At 71.8% G+C, this 19524-nt stretch carries 5 protein-coding genes and 2 pseudogenes; 2 read left to right on the forward strand and 5 right to left on the reverse strand.

The genetic code is table 11. The annotated features are described in order from the left end of the window. Nucleotides 1-13 precede the first annotated feature (13 nt). The 5 genes and pseudogenes from OG823_RS08545 to OG823_RS08565 all read right to left on the reverse strand — a co-directional run bounded on the left by OG823_RS08545 (nt 14) and on the right by OG823_RS08565 (nt 17072). Entirely contained in the window at nt 14-10564 is a 10551-nt protein-coding gene (locus OG823_RS08545) for an HAD-IIIC family phosphatase (protein WP_371478852.1), read from the reverse strand. A gap of 1735 nt (nt 10565-12299) precedes the next feature. Then, a complete protein-coding gene (locus OG823_RS08550; protein ID WP_371478854.1) occupies nt 12300-12617 on the reverse strand; it encodes a DUF3500 domain-containing protein in 318 nt (105 codons plus the stop codon). 35 nt (nt 12618-12652) lie between these two features. Continuing rightward, nucleotides 12653-12811 (reverse strand): annotated as a pseudogene (locus tag OG823_RS08555) (hypothetical protein); the annotation flags it as partial. A gap of 86 nt (nt 12812-12897) precedes the next feature. After that, on the reverse strand, nt 12898-15516 hold the full coding sequence (locus OG823_RS08560) for a discoidin domain-containing protein (protein WP_371478856.1): 2619 nt from the start codon (nt 15514-15516) through the stop codon (nt 12898-12900). A 299-nt stretch (nt 15517-15815) separates the two neighbouring features. After that, complete coding sequence (locus OG823_RS08565; protein ID WP_371478857.1) at nt 15816-17072, reverse strand: ROK family protein; 1257 nt, start codon at nt 17070-17072, stop codon at nt 15816-15818. A 143-nt stretch (nt 17073-17215) separates the two neighbouring features. On the opposite strand from OG823_RS08565, the gene OG823_RS08570 reads away from it, so the two are divergent. Together OG823_RS08570 and OG823_RS08575 are read left to right on the forward strand one after the other, a co-directional pair. Next, entirely contained in the window at nt 17216-18535 is a 1320-nt protein-coding gene (locus tag OG823_RS08570) for a sugar ABC transporter substrate-binding protein (RefSeq protein ID WP_371478859.1), read from the forward strand. A 34-nt stretch (nt 18536-18569) separates the two neighbouring features. Next, nucleotides 18570-19466: pseudogene (locus tag OG823_RS08575) on the forward strand (carbohydrate ABC transporter permease); the annotation flags it as partial. Between the last annotated feature and the right edge of the window lie 58 nt (nt 19467-19524).

Raw genomic sequence — 19524 nt, forward strand, 5'->3', positions numbered from 1 at the left:
TCAGGGCCGGGTGTCATGCGGTTGCCTCCACGGTTTCGTCTGTTGTGGCGTCCCACGAGCGGAAGTCCCGGAGCCGGTCCACGGGGACCAGCGCCTCCAGGCGCGGTGCCTCTGGGTCCCCGCCGCCCAGGGCGGCCACCAGCCGGCGGACGGGGACATTGCGGGGGGTGTGCTCGGCGGTCATCCGCACGGCCGGGCAGCCCAGGGCTTCGGCTCGGTCTGCCAGCCAGCCGAGCACGCGTTCCTCGGCACCGCGGCCGAGCACCCGGCAGCTCATCATCCAGCCCACGACGTCGAGCGTCTCGCCGTCGGGACGGATCACGACCACGGCGATCTGCCCGTAGTCACCGAACCTGTCCCGCGCCCGTACGGTCCACACCTCGCCGTCCTGCCGCCAGCGCGTCAGCTCCGCCTCGCCCACCGCTACCGGTCGGAGATTGAACTGACTCGTGCGTCGGGCCAGTTGGACAGAACGTTCCATCGTGTCGGCGCCGAGAGGCTGAAAGTCCGTTTCCAGGTTCAGCCGCTCCAGGAAGTCGGCGAAGCTGGTCCGGGAACGCTCTTCCTCGCGCACCTTGTCCTGTCGGTAGAAGTCCGCCCGCGCGGCGTCCTCCCGGGTCGCCGCGCGTGGGGCGACCGGCCAGAGCCTGGTCAGGAAGTCCGGCAGACCCTCTCTCGGCGGGCAGGTCACGCAGAGCACCTCGGGCAGGGCCGCCCGCATCCTGGCGATGTCGGCCGGGTTGTCGTCGAGGAACATGAACGTGTCCAGGCCGAGCCCGAGATCCTCCGCAACGGCCTTGAGGCGTACGGGCTTCGGTGTCCAACCGGCGGCGATCACGCTGAAGTGCTCGGCACGGAGCAGACTGTCCGACCGGTCGAACACGGCACGTACGGTGGCCTCGTCGTTGTTGGAGACCAGCACCAGCAGAGCACCTGCGGCGCGCCACTGCAGCAGTCGGCGGGCGAGCCGGGCACGGGCCCCCGTGAGGCCGACGTGCTCCGGCCCGTCCTCTCCCGCGATGCCGTCCCAGAGGGTCTCGTCGCCGTCCACCGCGATCACCTTGGGCGGGGTGCGGCGGGAGGCCCGCACGAGTTCGGCGAGGGCGACCGCCACTGCGGCCTGGAACTCCGTCCGGAACGGCAGGTGCGCCAGCGCCTCCGTCTCGGCGTCGAACGGGTCGGCGAAACCGTCGCCGCCGAAGCTCTCCGGCCCCAGTACCGCGATGCCGGCCTGATCCCGGAGCCGGGACCTCACCTGCTCCTCCCACTCCCGGAGCCGCTCCGGCGTCGAGTGGGCGGGCAGGAAGCAGACGATCACCGGCCTCCCCGTGCGTTCGGCCAGCGAGCGCAGGGCCGCCGGGTACTCCTCCCCCAGTTCGGCCAGCAACTCGTCGTCGATCTCGCCGTAGCGCCCCAGGTCGGCGGCACGCAGCAGGACGAGGGCTGCCGCGGCCGACGGATCGCAGAGAACGCCGGTCGGGTCGTGCAGGGCGGCCAGGACCTGGTGATACGGACCTTCGGCGACGGTGAGTCCGGTGCCCTCGAGCGCGAGGCCGAGCAGCGCGGAGAGGTCGCCCAGAGCAAAGGTCGCCGCCAGCGCGACGGATCCGGCCGCCGACGAGCGTGACGCGGGTACGGGCAACGGCTGAGGCGTGAGCAGCACCGTCCCGCTCTCCCCCGACGGCGACGCCACCGGCCCCGCCGCCCGACGCACCGAAAGCTCGCCCACCGTGCCCGCGCCCGCGCGGCCGGCCACCTCGCCGATCAGGTCGAGGAGGTCGCGCCCGAACCCGGCGCAGCTGGCGCCGTCCAGGATGTCCAGGTTGTAGTCGAGTCGCATGTGCCCCAGATCCGGCGACACGCTGATCATCAGGTCGAGGTCGGAGTGGCCGGTGCCGGCGGGCAGCATCTCCAGCCCGGGCAGTTTCAGGCCGCGCGGCGGAAGGTAGTTGAAGTAGACCTCGACCAAGGGCGCGTTCTCCCGGTAGAGCCCCTCCGCCACCAGCGTGGACATGGTGTCCGAGAAGGAGACGCCCTTTTCGAGGTGCAGGCCCAGACGCTCGTCGGTCCGGCGCAACACCTCGGCCACCGACTCGTGCGGGGCGGCCTCGGCGGGGAACGGTATCGGGACGCCGAAGAACCCGACCGCGTCGAGCGCCTCCGCGTGCATCCGGGTGTCCACCGGAACCGCCAGCACGAACCGGCTGCGCTCCCGCAGCCGGGCGAGGAACATGGTCAGCGTGCCCAGCCAGAAGGCGGCCGGGGTGATCCCGAGCCGTCGTGCCTCGACCGCGACCCGCTCCGAGAGCCCGTCAGGCACCTCCACGACCTCGGTCTCCGCACGGTACGACCGTGCCGCCGGGCGGGGCTTCGCGAGGGTCAGTTCCAGTCTGCGGATCCCGGAGAACCACTCGCGCGGCTGCGCCGCCGATGCCGCCTCGTCCTCGCTCCCCTGCCGCGCCGGCTGTGCCCGCATCAGAGCGTCGAGATCGTCCAGGGAGCTGGCGGACGACAGGTGCTCCCCGGTGAGTTCCGCGCCGATCTCCGCCGGCACCAGCGCCATCGAGGGGAGATCGGACACCGCGTGGTGCGCACCGTAGAGCAGGACCTGCTTCCCCGACGGGTACTCCAGCAGCTCGAACCGCCACAGCGGCGCCACGGACAGCTCGAACGGTGGTTCCAGCAGCTCGCGCAGTCGCCGGTCCGCGTCCGTGTCCTCGTCGACGACGGACCAGCGCAGCAGCGGTCCTGGCAGGGTCTGCCGGACCTCCAGCCGCAGGCCGTGCTCCGGGTCCGCGACGATCGCCGTCCGCAGGGCGGCGTGCCGGGCGGCGAGGTCGCCCAGTACTCCGGCCAGCCGTTCCCGGCCGACCGAAGCGGCGAGCTTCACGGCGCAGCCGATGTTGTGGGTGACTCCCGGGGTGCCCTGCTGCTCCGTGCGCAGCAGTCGAATCACGTCACGGGTGGCCGGGTACCGTACGGTCCCGTCGGCGTCCGGCACGGCGAGCGGCTCGTACCCTTCGTGGCGGCCGCCGCGCCCGGGCACCGGCTGGTCCCCGGCCTCCGCGCCGGTCCCGCCGTCGAGGATCCGGTCCACGATGTCCGCGACGCTCGCGCCGCCGAGCAGCGCCGCCACCGGCACCGCCCGTCCGAAGTCGGCCTCTACCAGACCTCGGGTGCGCATGGCCGTCGCCGAGTCGATGCCCAGGGCGGTGAGCGGGGCCGAGACGTTCAGCTCGTCGACGTCGAAGCCCAGCAGTCCCGCGACATGGTGGCGTACCCGGTCCATCACCCGCGTCCGGAGGCCGGGGGCCGCCGAACCGAGGTTCGCGTGATCCGCCCTGCCGGCGGCGGCGGGCAGGAGCGGCGCCACCGTCGCCTCCTCTGCGGCGGCCCGGGCGGCGCCGGAGATCCAGTAGCGACGCGCCTCGAACGCGGTGGCGGGCAGCGGCACCATCCGGCGCTGCCCGGTGGACAGCGCGTGCCAGGGCACCCGGACCCCGCGCACCCACAGCGCGGCCAGTTCCTCCAGCGCGCGGTCCCCGACGAGCCCGGCGAGGAAGGCGTCGCCGCGGGCGCCGGACAGGACGGAGGCCAGCGGATCCGGACCGACGTCGGCGTTGCCCCGGTACAGGGGTGCGGACACCGGACCCCCCGCGAGGTGCTCGGCGAGCGCCCGGACGAGTTCGGCGTGGTCGGTGACCACCACGGCGAGCCGCTCGGGCAGCGGTTCCCGGCCCGACTGCGTGGTGTGGGCGAGGTCGGCGAGGCTCACGGTGCCGTCGTCGGGCAGGTCCGCCAAGTGCTCGTGGAGCCGCCGTACCGCGGTCGCGAGGCGCTCTTCGGTCCGGGCGGAGACGACGACCACCTGTGGCGCGGTGTCCGGTGCGGCGGGCGTCGGCGCCGCGGCGGCCGGCGGCGCCTCGACGACCATGCTGACGTGGCTGCCGCCCGCCGCCACGCAGTTGATGAGGGCGCGGCGGGGCTGCCAGGGGCCGTCGGTGTCCGCGGCGCCGTCCGTCGGCCAGTCGGTGAGCCCGTCGCACAGCCGCAGCGGTGAACCGTCCAGCTCCAGCCGGGGGTTCGCGGTGCCGACGGCGACCAGCGGTGCGATCTGGCCGTGCCGGAGCTGGAGGACGACCTTGGTGAGCTGGGCGATGCCGGAGGCCGCCTCGGGGTGGCCGAGGTTGGACTTCACCGTGCCGACCGGGACGGTGCCGCGGACGTCGGCGAACACCTCGCGCAGGGCTCGCAGTTCGACCTCGTCGAAGAACGTGGTGCCGTTGGCGGCGGCCTCGACGTAGCCGATGTCGGCCGGCGCGACGTCGGCCCGCTCCAGGGCGCGCCGAACGGCGGAGACCTGGGTGCGGTGGCTCGGCGTCATGAAACCGTTGGAGCGGCCGCTGTGCAGCGAGGCGGTGCTCTTGATGACGGCGTGCACGGTGTCGCCGTCGCGCAGGGCGGCCTCCATCGGCTTGAGCAGGACGGCGCCGACCGCCTCGGCGGGCAGGTATCCGTCGCCGTCGCGGAAGCTGCGCGCCCCCGGGTGGGTGCCGAGCAGTTGCATCTCGTCGAGGGCCAGGTACTTGTCGGGGTGGGTGGTCAGGTTGACCCCTCCGGCCACGGCCAGCTCGCACTCGCCGCGCAGCAGGTCGGCACAGGCCAGGTGCACGGCCATGGCGGACGAGGTGCACATGCTGTCCACCGCCAGGCTCGGACCCTCCAGGCCGAAGAAGTGGGAGACGCGGTTGGCGATGAGGTTGTAGGAGGCGGCCGAGGTGAGCGCGGCGAGCGTCGGGTCCTGCGCGGTGTCCGCCCGGTACATCTGGTAGGCGGCGCCGACGTAGACCCCGACGCGCCGCCGGTAGCGCCGCTCGACGACCTCCTGGGTGACGCCGCCCTGCTCCAACAGGTGCCACACCGTCTCCAGGAACAGCCGCTGCTGCGGATCCATCGCGGCGGCCTGGCGGGGTGAGATGCCGAAATGCAGCGGGTCGAACCGGTCGATGCCGTCGAGGAACGCGCCCCACCTGGCCCGGCCGCCGGTGTCCCAGCGATCGGCCGGCACTTCGGAGACGCAGTCTCGGCCTTCGCGCAGCGCCGCCCAGAACTCCTCCAGGTCGTCGGCGTGCGGGTAGCGGCCGCTGATGCCGACGATGGCGATGTCCTGGCTGCGATGGCGCTGCTCGACCCGGACGGGTGCGGGGGCCTGCGCAGCGCGCGGGCTCTCGGGCTCCGGGGCCCGGGCGGCAGTCGCGGCGGGCTCGGCCCGTACGGGGGCAGCGGTGGGCGGGGGCTCGCCGACGAGGGCGCGCAGTGCCTGCGGGTGCTCGGCGGCGAGGTGGCGGGCGAGAGCGCGCACGGTCTGCACCTCGAACAGCAGCGTCCGCGACAGCGGGCCGAAGCTCTCCTCCAGCGGCTGGACCATGGCCACGCCGAGCACCGAGTCCATGCCGTAGCGCTCCAGCGGTGTGTCGGGGTCCAGCCGCTCGGGACCGAGCTTGAGGGCCGCCGCCAGCGTCCGCCGCAGGTGGGCGACGGCGCGCTCCTCGAGCGCCGGCACCGCGCTGTCGGCGGTGCCCGTGCTGTCGGCGGCGGCGGGGACGGGGTCGGGGTCGGGGTCGGCAGCGACAGGGGCCGGGCCGGGGTCGGCGAGCGGGGTCCCGCTCACCGGGGCCGGCGTCGCGGGGACGCGCTCGGCCGGCGGGGCCGGCGTGTACCCGTCCGTCAGCTCGGCCGGCAGGGCCTCGCGCCGGCCCGCGACGACCAGCAGCCTGCCGTCCCTGCGGACGTCCTCGTCGGTGAGCGCCCATCGCAGGGCGGCCAGGCCGCGTTCGGTGTCGAGCGGGGCGAGCCCGGCGGCGCGCAGCTGCTCCCGGACGGCGTGGTCCGCTCCCATGCCGCCCTCGTCCCACAGCGGCCATCCGACGGACACGGTACGGCCGCTGCGCAGGCCCGTGTCGACGAGCCGGTTGCGGTGGACGGCGTAGGCGTCCATGAACGCGTTGGCGACGGCGTAGTCGCTCTGGCCGGGGTTGCCGAAGGCGCCGGCGATCGAGGAGAAGCAGACGAACAGCTCCAGCGGCTGCTCGCGCGTCAACTCGTCGAGGTGGACCAGACCGGCCACCTTGGGGGCGAGGACGCGCTCCAGTTCCTCGGCGCTCTTGCGGACGACGAGGTTGTCGTGGACGACGCCCGCGGCGTGCAGCACGCCGGTCAGCGGGCCGTGCTCGTCGGCGATGTGGGCCAGCAGGCCGGCGAGGGCGTGCCGGTCGGCGACGTCGACACGCTGGTGGTCGACGGTCAGCCCCGCGGCGCGCAGGGCGTCCAGCTCGGCGCGCCGGTCCCCGGTCAGCGGGGAACGCCCGGCGAGCACCACGGTGGCGCGGCCGACGCCGGCGGCGATGTCCCGCGCCGTGATCAGGCCGAGGCCGCCGAGGCCGCCGGTGACGAGGTAGACGGCGCCCTCCCGCCAGGGCGTCGGTGCGGGCCGGGCGGTGGTTTCGGCCAGCCGGCGCACCAGGCGGCGGCCCTCCCGGTGGTGCACCTCCGGCTCGGGGTCGGCGGACACCTCGGCTGCGAGGCGGGCCGCGACGGTGGCGGGCGAGGCGCCGTCCAGGCACTCCACGTACTGGGCGTGCAGCCCCGGGTTCTCCAGGTGGGCCGTGCGCAGCAACCCCGCCAGACCGGTGAGACAGGCCGCGTCGGCGAGGTCCGCGGTGCCGACGGAGACGACCTGCAGCAGGGTGGGACGCCGCGGGCCGCGCTCCAGGAGCTCGCGGACCAGCGTGAACAGCCGGCGCGCCGCGTCGGTGTACCGGCGGTCCGGCGACCCCTCGGCGAGCCCGAGGACGGTACAGGTCGTATCGGCGGGCAGGGCGGCCCGCAGGGCGTCGCGGTCGCCGTCGGTGAGCCGGCCGAGCACCACGACGTGCCGTTCGGCGAAGGGCTCGCCGGGCACGGCCGGTGCGATGGCGCGCGCCGTCCACTCGGGCCGCAGCAGCACGACGTCAGGGGTGTCTCCGGCCGCGCGACGGTGCGGTGCGCCCTCGGTGTCGAGGTCGAACCAGCAGCGGTCGCGGGCGAAGGGGTAGCCGGGCAGGCTGATCCGGCGCACGGGGCTTGCGACGGGGCGGGCGTGCTCCCACTCCACCACGGCGCCGTCGGCCCACAGCGCCAGCAGCGTCCGGTGCGAACCCTGCCGCGTCCAGGCGGCCAGGGCGGAGCGCACGGCGTCACCGTCCGCGCGACGGCCCGGGCGGACGGTGCCGCGGACCCAGGAGCCGGTCACGGCAGGATCGGTGGCGAAGGCGGCGAGCCGCTCCCGGGCCTCGGCGAGGGAGGTCGCGGCGAAGGCGAGGCGCTCCTCCAGAGCCATACGTCCGGTCTGCAGGGTCCAGGCCACGGCGGGGAGATCGGCCTCGGTCAGCCCGGCAAGCCGGGCGTGCAGGCGGCGGGCCTGCTCGACCAGCTGGGCCTCGCTCTTGGCGGAGAGCACGAACAGCGCGGGGCCGGCCGGCGCGGCTGCGGGGGCGGCGGGCCGCCGGTACTCGGCGATGACCACGTGGGCGTTGGAGCCGCCGCCGCCGAAGCTGGACACGCCGGCGACGCGCGGCACGGTGCGCCGTTCACCGTCGCGGTCCACGACGGGCCGGTGCCAGGGCTCCAGCGTGCGCTGCACGCGCAACGGGGTGCGGTCGAAGTCGATGTGCGGGTTGAGGGTCGCGGAGTGCAGGCTCGGCACGAGTTCGCCGTGCCGCATCTGGAGCAGCACCTTGGTGACTCCGGCGATGCCGGAGGCGCTCTCGCAGTGCCCGATGTTGGACTTCACGGAGCCGATCGCGAGGCGCTCCGGGCCACCGCCCGCGCGGCGGAAGGCCTGCTCCAGGCCGACGACCTCGACGGGGTCGCCGAGGGACGTACCGGTGCCGTGCGCTTCGAGATAGCTCAGGGAGCGCGGGTCGACTCCGGCGGCGGTGAGTGCGTCGGCGATGACCTCGCCCTGCGCCACCGGGGTGGGCACCGAGTAACCGCTGGTGCGCCCGCCGTGGTTGACGGCGGTTCCCTTGACGACGCCGTGGATCTGGTCGCCGTCGGCGATGGCCCGCTCCAGCGGCTTGAGCAGGACGGCGCCGACCCCCTCGCCGGGCACGTAGCCGTCGCCGCCCTCACCGAAGCTCCGGCACCGGCCGTCACCGGAGAGGAACCTGCGCTGCCCGAGCACCAGGTACTTGTTGGGGTGCAGGGTGAGATTGACGCCGCCGGCGAGTGCCGTGTCGCACTGCCCGCTGCGGATGGCCTCGCAGGCGAGGTGGATGGAGGTGAGGCTGGACGAACACATGGTGTCCACGGCCAGGCTCGGGCCGTGGAAGTCGTAGAAGTACGAGACCCGGTTCGCGACCGTGGCGGCGCTGCCCCACAGCGCGTCGGGCCGGCCGCGTTCCTGCGCCTGGGCGCCGAGGAGCTGGTACTCCTGGTACATCACGCCGACGAACACGCCGACCCTGGCATCGCGTGACAGGCGGTCGGGGGTGTACCCGGCGTCCTCCAGGGTGTGGTGGGCGCACTGGAGGAACAGGCGCTCCTGCGGGTCGAGGTGGTCGGCCTCCAGCAGGGAGATGTGGAAGAACAGCGGGTCGAACCGCTCGATGTCGTCGAGGAATCCGCCCCAGCTGCCGGCTCCGGCATCCGCGTACCGCTGCCGGTTCCAGCGATCGGCCGGCACCTCCCGGATGCAGTCCCGGCCCGAACGCAGGTTCTGCCAGAACTCGTCCAGGTCGGCGGCCTCGGGGTAGCGGCCGCTGACGCCGATGATCGCGATGTCGCCGGGGCGCACGGACTCCGGGCCGACGGCGTCGTCGTCGGTCGTCCCGTCGCCGTCCTGGGTGACGGCCCGGTCGAGCAGCGGATCGGGCTGCGCCGGGGGTCTCCGCGGGGGCTGCGCCGGCGGTGTCCGCCGGTCGGGGGCGGCCGGGGTGCGGTGCTCACGGCCCAGGTGCTCCGCGAGGGCCCGCAGGGTGTGGTGCTCCTGGAAGGCGGTCAGCGGGACGGTCAGGCCGAGGCGCGCGTTCACCCGGTCGGCCAGACGTGCCAGGCCCCCCACGTCCAGCCCGAACTCGGCCAGCTCGGCGTCGGGGTGGAGTTCGGTGACGGGGACACGAAGGACCGCGGACACCTCGTCGGCGAGGGCGGCGTGCAGGGCGGAGTACGGCTCCTCGCTCCCGGCGACGGGCGACCCGAGGACGACGGCGTCCGGGGCCGGGGCGACGGGGATCGTCGCCCGATCCGACCGGGTCCCAGCCGTGGGGGCGGTCACCGGGAGCTGCGCGGGCACCTGCGACTCCAACCACAGCGCCAGCTCCGCGACCGTGTGGTGCTCGAACATCAGCGTCGGCGAAAGCTCCACCGACAGCCGCGTCTCCAACGCCGCGACCAACGACAGCAGATCGGCCGACGCAAGCCCCAACTCGTAGTAGCCGAGCCCCACATCCACCTGATCCGGCGTCACCTCAAGCCGCGTGGCCACCAGTTCTCGCACCACCTCCAGCACGCCGCTTCCTCCGACCGGGGCAGCCGGCACCGGCGCCGCGGGGGTCGGTGGCGCGAGGGTCACTGCCACAGGGGTCGCTGCCGCGGCGGTCGGTGCCGCCATCGTGGAGGCGTCGGCGCGGACGTCGAGGGAGGCCGCGGCACGGACCCTCTTGGCCACGAACTGGCCCACCTCGGCGACCTTCGCACCGGTGGCGTCGTAGAACTCCACGCTGAGCCGGATGAGTTCCTCGTCCCGGCGGACGGAGTGGGCGGCGACCCGGATGTAGCAGCGGTTCCCCAGCGGTCCGGTGGCGCGGAACCGCTCGAACATCAGGGGCAGGTAGAGGCCGGGACCGTCGTTGTCGCCGTACAGCATGCCGATGGCAACGCCACCGCCGAGCAGGCCCGCCTCGAACAGGGCCGGGTGGAAGAGGAACACGCCTTCGCTTCCCCGGTGTTCGGGGGCGAGCTCCACCTCGGCGATCCAGTCGCCGGCTCGGTGGTGGACCGCTCCGCCGATCTTCATCAGACCGGAGTGGACCAGGTCGTACTCGCGGCACCAGCCGTAGATCTCATCGAGCGTGGTCAGCCGGGTGGCCCCGTCGACGGGCAGCTCAAGCCGTTCGGTGAAGGTGGCGGGGGCACAGCGGCGCACGGTCGCGACGGCGTGGAGGACGTCGACCGTGTCCTCGGGGCGTCGACTGCGGACCTCGACACGCCAGCCTCCGTCCGGCCCACCGCGTCCCTCGACGGTGGTCAGGACGCGCTTCGCGGGCCCGACGACGAGCGGAGCAAGAATCGTGAGGTTGCGTAACTCCACGTCCTGCATGGGGTGGCCGTGCCGAGCGAGGACCTGGAGGACCAGGTCCACGTAACCGACCCCGGGCAGGAGGCTGCGGCCGTGGACGACGTGCCCGTGCAGCAGCGGGTTGTCGGCGGTGACAGTGAAGGTCTCGCTGAACGTGGTCGATCCGGTCATGGGTGTCCGTCCCGAAAGGAGCGTCGAGCCAGCGGGTGGGCCCGGTGGCGGCATAGCCGGCGAAGAACAGCCGGAATTGCGCCACGGGAATCCCCGAATACCGGCGCATGGGTACGCAGAAAAGCGAGCAGCACCGATTCCCGACTAACCCCTTCGAGGGACCTCACCGAGGGCGGCAGGCGTCAGGAACACGAAGTCGAATGCTGATCGGGCAATACCAGGAGGAGCGGAGCTTCACCGCTCAGTAGGGATAGCCGAACGAAGGCCGGTCATACGCACAACGTGTTGCTGAACCTACGTCGTGCTCACACAGGCACAGCCCGCACTTTTCCCCGATCATCATGGTCGGATTCACCCCCCGATAGCCCGCAACCGTGATCGAACGAAACGTTAGGTCATCGACTGCACGCCGTCAACCATGATCCGCCGCCAAGAAATCTGCGGCTGCTGAATATCCTGTTCGGCCAGCTCAGTCGCTATGCAGGGCCTCCGACTGGCGCGCGAACGGCCCCCGGCGGAGGACACCGCAGGCCGGGCCCCGACCGACGAGCCGCAATGCCGCCGTCCTTTCGGCCGACCCGCTCACCCAGCTCGGATTTCGAGCTCGCACATCACCCGACCTGCTGAGATCTCCTATTCCGGGGAACACGGCAGGTGATCGTTCTCCACCTTTCGGGCGGCTCTGGTCACCGAGCGTGAAGGAACGGCCACCGGGGGGTTTTCCGCCGGGATCCTGCCGTCGAGGCCCCGGGTGTTTTGCCCCGCTATCGAGTCGAGTTCTACGAATGTCCGTACCCCCGCCCCGACGCGCTCTTCGAGCCGACCGAAAAGATCTTCTGCGCGGACGGCCCGGTGAAGTCGCTGGTCGAACTGACAGCGAGGCTTTTCCGGCCTTCGGCCGAGGATCGAATTCGGGCCGATCCGGTGGCCCTGCTCCGCGGGTCCGAGAGAGCCCGGGGCTCTCGTGACGTGTCCAGGCGCCGGGCCGGATCATGCGCATCCCCATCACCGGGTCCCGCGCTGTCACGAGGCGGACCGTCCGGCAGGCGGCCGGACATGCGGAAAGCACCTCCGGCCGACCGGAATCGAGGATTGTCGAGGCCGTTGTGCCTTCGTGGGGGGCTCCTGAACGGACGGCGGAGGGCGCGGCCCCGATGGGCCGGACCCTCCGCCGTCGTGACCGGTCTTCGGCGATCCGCTACTGGACGACCGGCAGGGTACCGGTGGGATCAGGTGCGCGTCCGGTGCTGGGCGGTACCGCCGTTGCAGGTCCGCAGCTTTACGGCGGCGCCGTTGACCACGACGGCCGCGACCACGGCGACCACGGCGGCCACCCGTCGACGGCGCCCCCGCAGGCCGGGCGGAGCACCCGGTCGAGGCGATGCGCGCACTGGCGGGGTGGCGGCCGGATTCCCGATGCCAGGGGCGCCCGGGATCCTCGGGCGTCCCCAGAGGCTAGCCAGAGGCCATGAGCATGTCAATGGCCTGGACAAGCTTCCGTCCAACGTGGTCGCGGCGGCCGGCCTCCCACTCGGCTGGGCCCAGCAACTCCTTTGCGAAACACGGTCTTTGGCAATGCCGGAGCCCAGGACGGCCCGACCGGCGGCCGGCCCTGGGGGCCACCACCTCACCATCGGCTGGCATCCCTACCGGGCGGAGAGGGAGTCGGGCCAGCGGACCGCGCGATCACACGGATCCCGGACACCGCCGGACTCAAACCGGCCCACTCGGTGTCCGCCCTCCGGGCTCCGGCCCCGTCAGTGCTTCACGCGTCCGGGCCCCGGCCCCGTCAGTGCTTCACGTAGACCTGCGGCGGATACCGGGCTCCGGTCCGGAGTGGGCCGGTGGGCTCGACACGGTCGGACGTCTGCCGACGGCTCAGGTGCTCCCCGTCGGCGCCGTGCCGCGCGTAGGGGTCCAGCAGGAGGTCGTGCCCATGGTCGTTGTCCAGGTCGCGCCAGACGGTGTGCACGTGTTGGCCCGCGGCGACCGCGGTGTCCGCTTCGACCAGCAGGCCGGAGGTCGAAATCCGGTGGTAGCGCGCGCTGTCGGGTTCGGTGCCGACGGCCCATGCGAAGTGCGGCTCGGACGGATGCTCGCGGCACACCTCGTCGCGGTACCGAGCGGTATGGGCATCGCCCCCATGGGGAGCGGGGTGCCGGTCAGGTGCCGCTGGGCGACGACGGTGAAGCCCAGGGAGAGGTGATGGCCGATGATGCGCCACCCCCAGGTGTCCTCGACACCGGCCGTCGTCCTGGCCGGCGCACTACGCGGCGTCCACGAGAACCGCCGCGCCACCACGGCGAGCCGTCCTCCCGCGTCCGCGCGCAGACAGGCGGACGCCGCCGCGTGGGGGCGGCGGCGTCCGGTCGACGGGGTTTCCGGGCCTACGGGTAGGAAACCAGGTTGGACGGGACGGTACCGGTGCCGGAGGTGGGGGCGCCGCTGTTGTTCACCACGTGGTTGAACTGGCCGTTACCACCGAGCGAGTTGACCAGGACGTCGTGGAGCTTGACGCCCGGCTTGTCCGGGACCTCGAAGCCGTGGTCCATGACGATGGTCGGGTCGACGTTGAAGTAGCAGTAGCTGCCCAGGCCCCAGCCCTCGTGGGTGTTGACCGAGTCCTCGACCTTGTAGGCCGCGTAGCCCTTGACGCTGCCGTTCTGGATCGCCGCCTGGTTGGGGGCGTCGTAGGACTTCTCGTTCTGGAAGAAGATGGTCCTGCCACGGTCGCCGAACCACTCGACGTCGTACTTGTTGAAGTGCTCGACGAACAGGCCGGTGGCCAGCACGTCGTTGCCGCGCACCTGCATGCCGTAGTCGGAGCGGTTGCTCTCCCAGCCGACGCCGGCGCCGTGGTCCGCGCGCCAGATCCAGGTGTGGTCGACGATGGTGTTGTTGCTGTTGATCAGCATGCCGGCGGTGGCCTTGCCCGCCGTGACGCCGCCGACCCGGACGAAGACGTCCTGGACGGTGGTCGGGTTCGCCGCGTGGTCCGCGCCCGGGCCGGCGTCGCCGACCTGGAGGAGGGCGGGCGAGTTGACCGTACCGGCGTCCAGCAGCAGGCCGGCGAGCTTGACGCCGTCCACGTCGGCGACCTTGAGCGCGGTGACGCCGTTGTCCGGGATGATGGTGGCCATGCCCAGGCCCAGCACCACGGTGTTGGCCCGCGTCACGTTGATGGTCTGGTCGACGTGGTAGACGCCCGGGGTGAAGAGCAGGTTGAGGCCCTGGGCGAGCGCCTGGTTGATGGTCGCGGCGGTGGCCCCGGCCTTGACCACGTAGAACTGGCTCAGCGGGATGGAGTCACCCTGCGGCGCGCCGTTGCCCCAGTCGGTGCCGCGCGCGTTGGTGCGCTTGGCCGGCGTGAAGACCTTGTAGTCGTTGCCGTCCAGGTAGAGGAACGGCTTCTCGCGGGAGACCGGGGTGGTGTCGAGGGTGGTGTACGGCGGGTCGGGGAAGCCCTGGGCGGGAGCGCCCTGGACGCCGGAGAACGTCTGGTTCCAGACGCCGTTGCTGAAGCCGCCGATGGAGCTGTCGCGGGTGTACCACTGCTGCTGCGAGTAGTTGCCCACCTGGCCGTCGATCTTGCTGTCGGCGATGTAGCCGCCGCTGGCCCAGCCGTAGCTCGACGGGGCGAGGTTGAGACCGCCCTCGACGTGCATCCGGCGGAACGGCGCGGCCTGCGAGACGGCCCAGCGGTCGGTGCCGCTGACCGGCTTGAGGTGCAGGTTCTCCGCCGAGCGCCAGAAGTTCTGGGTGGCGTTGCCCTGCATCCAGCCCGCGTCGACGGTGACGTCGCCGTTGAAGGTGGTGTCGTCCGGGTTCAGGCCCAGACCCGCGATCGAGGTGTAGAACCCGATGTTGGCGTTGATGTTGTTGTACGTGCCCGGCTTGAACAGCATGGCGTACCGCTCGGAGCCGAACTGGTTGGACTCCTGCTGCGTGAAGATCTGGTCGACCGTGGCCTGGATGTTCGGCGTGGAGGGGTCGAAGATCTTCACGTTGGGGCCGAGGTCGCCGCCGCCCTGGACCGGCGGGACGGTGCTGGTGCTGCCGGTGTGCACCGCGAACTCCCAGAGGGAGTAGCCGTAGCCGGTGTGGCGGTGGGTGCCGTTCATCCGCACGTAGCGGCCGGTGCCGGAGACGTTGAGGGTCTCCACGCCGCCGGCGCCGGTGGTGGTGGTGTAGACGGTGTTCCAGTTGGTGCCGTCGGGCGACAGCTGGATCTGGTAGCCGTCGCCGTACGCGGCCTCCCAGTTCAGGACGACCTGGCAGACCTGCTGGCTGGAGCCGAGGTCGACCTGCAGCCACTGCGGGTCGCTGGCGGCGGAGGCCCATCGGGTGCCGGTGTTGCCGTCGACGGCCGCGGAGGCGAGCGTGCCGCCGTTCTCCGTCGAGGACGCGGTGGCGGTCTTGCCCTGCGCCGCGTTGTCGGTGCCGCAGGTCCCGCCGGTGCCGCCGGTGCCGCCGGTGCCGCCGGTGCCGCCGGTGCCGCCGGCCGGGGTGCCGTAGACCTGGAACTCCCAGAGGGAGTAGCCGTAGCCGGTGTGGCGGTGGGTGCCGTTCATCCGCACGTAGCGGCCGGTGCCGGAGACGTTGAGCGTCTCCACGCCGCCGGCGCCGGTGGTGGTGGTGTAGATCGTGGTCCAGGCGACGCCGTCGGCCGAGGTCTGGATCTGGTAGCCGTCGCCGTACGCGGCCTCCCAGTTCAGGACGACCTTGTCGATCGCGGCGCTGACACCGAGGTCGACCTGGATCCACTGCTGGTCGGTCGCGGCCGAGGCCCAGCGGGTACCGGTGTTGCCGTCGACGGCCGCGGTGGCCGGGGTGCCGCCGTTCTCCGTGGACGAGGAGCTGACCGTCTTGCCCTGGGAGAGCAGGGTGCCTGCGGCGCTGGCGGTGGTGACCGGAAGGGCCATCGCCAGACCGGCCACCACGGCGGCTGCCGTGAGGGCGGCCGGAGCGCGGCGCACGGCGCCTGGACGTGTTGAGGTGAGCCTCATGGGCTTCTCCTGCAGCTGAGTGGGGGTGCGGAGTGCATTGCGGCGGGAGGGCGGCCGAGGCGGGCGGTGCGAGGAGGAACCGCAGCGGGCCATGACGCGCCGATCACCACAAAGGGTGGGGGATTTCTGAAGGGGGATGGCGCCCTGGCACCGAAGGCCCGGAGAGCGCTCCCCAGAGTTTCGGGGCCGATCTTCACCGATGTCAAGACTCTGGAGGAACTTCTTGCACGGAGCGATTCCGCGGCCAGGACGGGCTCCTGATGACGTGTCCGATCCCAGCGCGGGAGCTTCACCGCAGGTCAGCGCGGTGAAGGCACGGACCCCTCCCGCTCCGCCGGGACTCCTCCGGAATCGAGGAACCGGGCGAGCGGCAGGGTGGCCGCGCCGAGGGTGACGGCGTCCGGCCCCAGCAGGCCGAGTTCGATCGAGGTCTGGGCACGCGGGAAACCGAACGCGTGGGTCGTCGCCGACTGCTGGATGGCGGGCAGCAGTCTGGGGCCGAGCAGCAGCCCGGCCCAGCCGCCGATCACGATCCGTTCGGGGTTGAAGAGGTTGATCAGGTCGGCGATGCTCGCGCCGAGGTACTCCGCGGTCTCGCAGAGCAGCGCGTCGGCCACCGGGTCGTCCCCGCGCTCGGCAGCCGCCAGCAGGGCCGCCAGTCCGGCCTTCTCGTCGGCGCTGGTAGCCGCGCCGGGTCCGTCGGCGCGCCAGCGCTCGACCAGCGCTTCGGCGCCGACGTAGGCCTCCAGGCAGCCGCGCGCGCCGCAGCGGCAGAGCCGGCCGCCGACGTGGACCTTGGTGTGCCCCCACTCGCCCGCGCTGCTGGTCGCGCCCCGGTAGGGCGTGCCGTTGGCGATCACGCAGGCCCCGACACCGGAGCCGAACAACGCGATCACCGCATGGCTCGCGCCCCGGCCCGCCCCGAACCACATCTCGGCCTGGCCGAGGGTTTTGGCGCCGTTGTCGATGTGCAGCGGCAGATCGGTGCCCGCCCGCAGCAGCCGCCCGAGCGGGACGGCGTCCCACCCCACGGTCGGACCGTGCACCAGGACGCACCGTCCGTCTCCGGCCGGGCCGGCCTGCTCGACGATGCCGGGCACCCCGATGCCGACGCCGAGCACACTCCGCTCCTCGACCCCGGCAGCCGCGATGACCTCCGCCAGGCCGGCCAGGATCAGCCGGACCACGTGCCCGACGTCGTGCCCGTGGTCGGAGAGCGGCTGGTCGCAGGCGGCCAGCTCGGTCAGCGCGAGGTCGTAGAGACCCACCCTGACCTGCGTCTCCCCCACGTCCACCCCCACCAGGTGCCCGATGCCGGGCTTCACCTGGAGCAGGATCCTGGGCCGCCCGCCGGCCGAGTCGACCGAGCCGGCCTCCTCCACCAGGCCGTCCGCCATGAGCTCGCCGACCACGTTGCTGACCGTTGCGGCACTGAGCCCCGTGGCGTGACCCAATTGTTGCCTGCTGGTTCGACCCTCGAAATAGAGACGTCGTAGCAGCGTGGACCTACTGCTTCGTCGCAGGTCACGAACAGTCTGGACACTTCGCTGCACCATGGGGCTCCCTCGTCAGAACGGAATCTATCCCGGCGCAGGATCTTGACGCCAGCTTTTCTCACACGTTAAATCACGGCTTGAAGTAAGTGATCGCGTACTGCTTCCCCCACCGACGCATACTCACCCCTGAGAGGGGACCGGTCTTGCGCATCAACCGGATCGCTGCCGCCACAGCCCTCGTGGCCGCTCTCACCGTCACCGCCACCGCCTGCGGCGGCGGCTCCACCTCCGGCAGCGGCGGGGGCGACAACAGTGCCCCCAAGACGCTCACCTACTGGGCCAGCAACCAGGGCACCAGCATCGAGAACGACAAGCAGGTGCTGGAGCCCGAGCTGAAGAAGTTCGAGGCGCAGACCGGCATCAAGGTCAGCCTCGAGGTCGTGCCGTGGTCCGACCTGCTGAACCGGATCCTCGCCGCCACCGCGTCCGGTCAGGGCCCCGACGTCCTCAACATCGGCAACACCTGGTCCGCGTCGCTGCAGGCCACCGGTGCGCTGCTGCCCTTCGACGAGGCGACCTTCGCCAAGATCGGCGGCAAGGACCGCTTCCTGCCGTCCACCATCGCCTCGGCCGGCGCGGCCGGCAAGGACCCGGCCGCCGTGCCGCTGTACTCGATGGCCTACGGCCTCTACTACAACAAGAAGATGTTCGCGGCCGCCGGCATCGAGAAGGCGCCCGCGACGTGGGACGAGCTGCAGGCGGATGCCGCGAAGCTCACCACCGGCGGCAAGTTCGGCCTGGGCATCGAGGGCGGCAACGTCTCCGAGAACGTCCACCAGGTGTTCACCCTCGGCAAGCAGCACGGCGCGGACTTCTTCGACGCCGCCGGCAAGCCGGCCTTCGACAGCCCGAACGCCGTCGCGGCGGTCAAGCAGTACGTCGACTTCATCGCCAAGGACAAGATCGCCGCGCCCGGCAACGCCGAGTACGCGAACAACCAGACGCTCAGCGACTTCGCCACCGGCAAGACCGCGATGATGATGTGGCAGTCCGCCGGCGCCAACCTCAAGTCCCAGGGGATGAACCCCGAGGACTACGGCGTGGCCCCGGTGCCGATCCCGGCCGGCGCCACCGGCGACAAGGCCGTCAAGTCGATGGTCGCCGGCATCAACCTCTCGGTCTTCAAGAACACCAAGAACCTCGACGGCTCACTGCAGTTCGTCAAGTTCATGACCAGCAACGAAGAGCAGAAGACCCTCAACGCCACCTACGGCTCCATCCCGCCGGTGAAGGAGGCCGGGAGCGACGCCGCGTTCTCCACCCCGGACCTGACCACCCTTCGTGACGTCCTGGCGAACAGCTCCGCGCCGCTGCCGCAGGTGGCGAACGAGAGCCAGTTCGAGACCCTGGTCGGCACCGCCGTGAAGAACCTGCTCGCCGCGGCCGCCGCCGGCAAGCCGACCACCGACGACAGCGTCAAGGCCGAGCTCACCAAGGCCCAGCAGCAGATGCCGGCGTCCTGACGTGAAAGAGCGACTGCGCCGACTGCGCCACCCCCGAGGGGCCCTGCCCTACCTGCTCCTGCTCCCCGCCCTCGCGCTGGAGCTGCTGATCCACCTGATCCCCATGGTGGTCGGCATCGTGATGAGCTTCAAACAGCTCACCCAGTTCTTCATCCGGGACTGGTCGGCCGCACCCTGGACCGGCCTGGGGAACTACCGCATGGCGGTGGACTTCAGCGGGCCGGTCGGCCGGTCGCTCCTCAACTCGTTCTGGACCACCTGTTGTTTCACCGCCCTGTCCGTCGGAATCTCGTGGTTCTTGGGCACCGCCGCGGCGATCTACATGCAGGACACGTTCCGCGGACGGGGAATCCTGCGGGCCCTGTTCCTCGTCCCGTACGCCCTGCCGGTCTACGCGGCGGTGATCACCTGGTCGTTCATGTTCCAACGCGACACCGGCCTGATCAACCACGTACTGGTCGACCAGCTGCACCTGATGTCCGACAAGCCGTTCTGGCTGATCGGCGACAACAGCTTCACCGCCCTGGTCGTCGTCTCGGTCTGGAAGTCCTGGCCGTTCGCGTTCCTGACCCTGATGGCCGGCCTGCAGAACATCCCCAAGGAACTGTACGAAGCCTCCGCCATGGACGGCGCCGGCGTCTGGCAGCAGATCCGCAAGATCACCCTGCCCTCCCTGCGCCCGGTCAACCAGGTCCTCGTCCTGGTGCTGTTCCTCTGGACGTTCAACGACTTCAACACGCCGTACGTCCTGTTCGGCAAGTCCGCGCCGGAGGCGGCCGACCTGATCTCGATCCACATCTACCAGTCCTCGTTCGTCACCTGGAACTTCGGCGTGGGCTCGGCGATGTCCGTCCTGCTCCTGCTGTTCCTGCTCCTGGTGACGGCCGTCTACCTCTTCCTCACCTCTCGACGGAGGGACGCCGATGCCTAGGACTCCCATAGCCGAGAAGAGGGAGCTTCTGGAAACTCCGGGGCACCCCGCCTCCGCC

It is taken from the genome of Kitasatospora sp. NBC_00315 (genome assembly GCF_041435095.1).
In the GTDB taxonomy this organism is placed as follows: Bacteria; Actinomycetota; Actinomycetes; order Streptomycetales; family Streptomycetaceae; genus Kitasatospora.

What these genes read in the sequence shown, in the direction of transcription:
- OG823_RS08545 (WP_371478852.1), bottom strand. Translation starts at nt 10,564, where the DNA reads ATGCCGCCACCGGGCCCACCCGCTGGCTCGACGCTCCTTTCGGGACGG.
- OG823_RS08560 (WP_371478856.1), bottom strand. Translation starts at nt 15,516, where the DNA reads ATGAGGCTCACCTCAACACGTCCAGGCGCCGTGCGCCGCGCTCCGGCC.
- OG823_RS08565 (WP_371478857.1), bottom strand. Translation starts at nt 17,072, where the DNA reads ATGGTGCAGCGAAGTGTCCAGACTGTTCGTGACCTGCGACGAAGCAGT.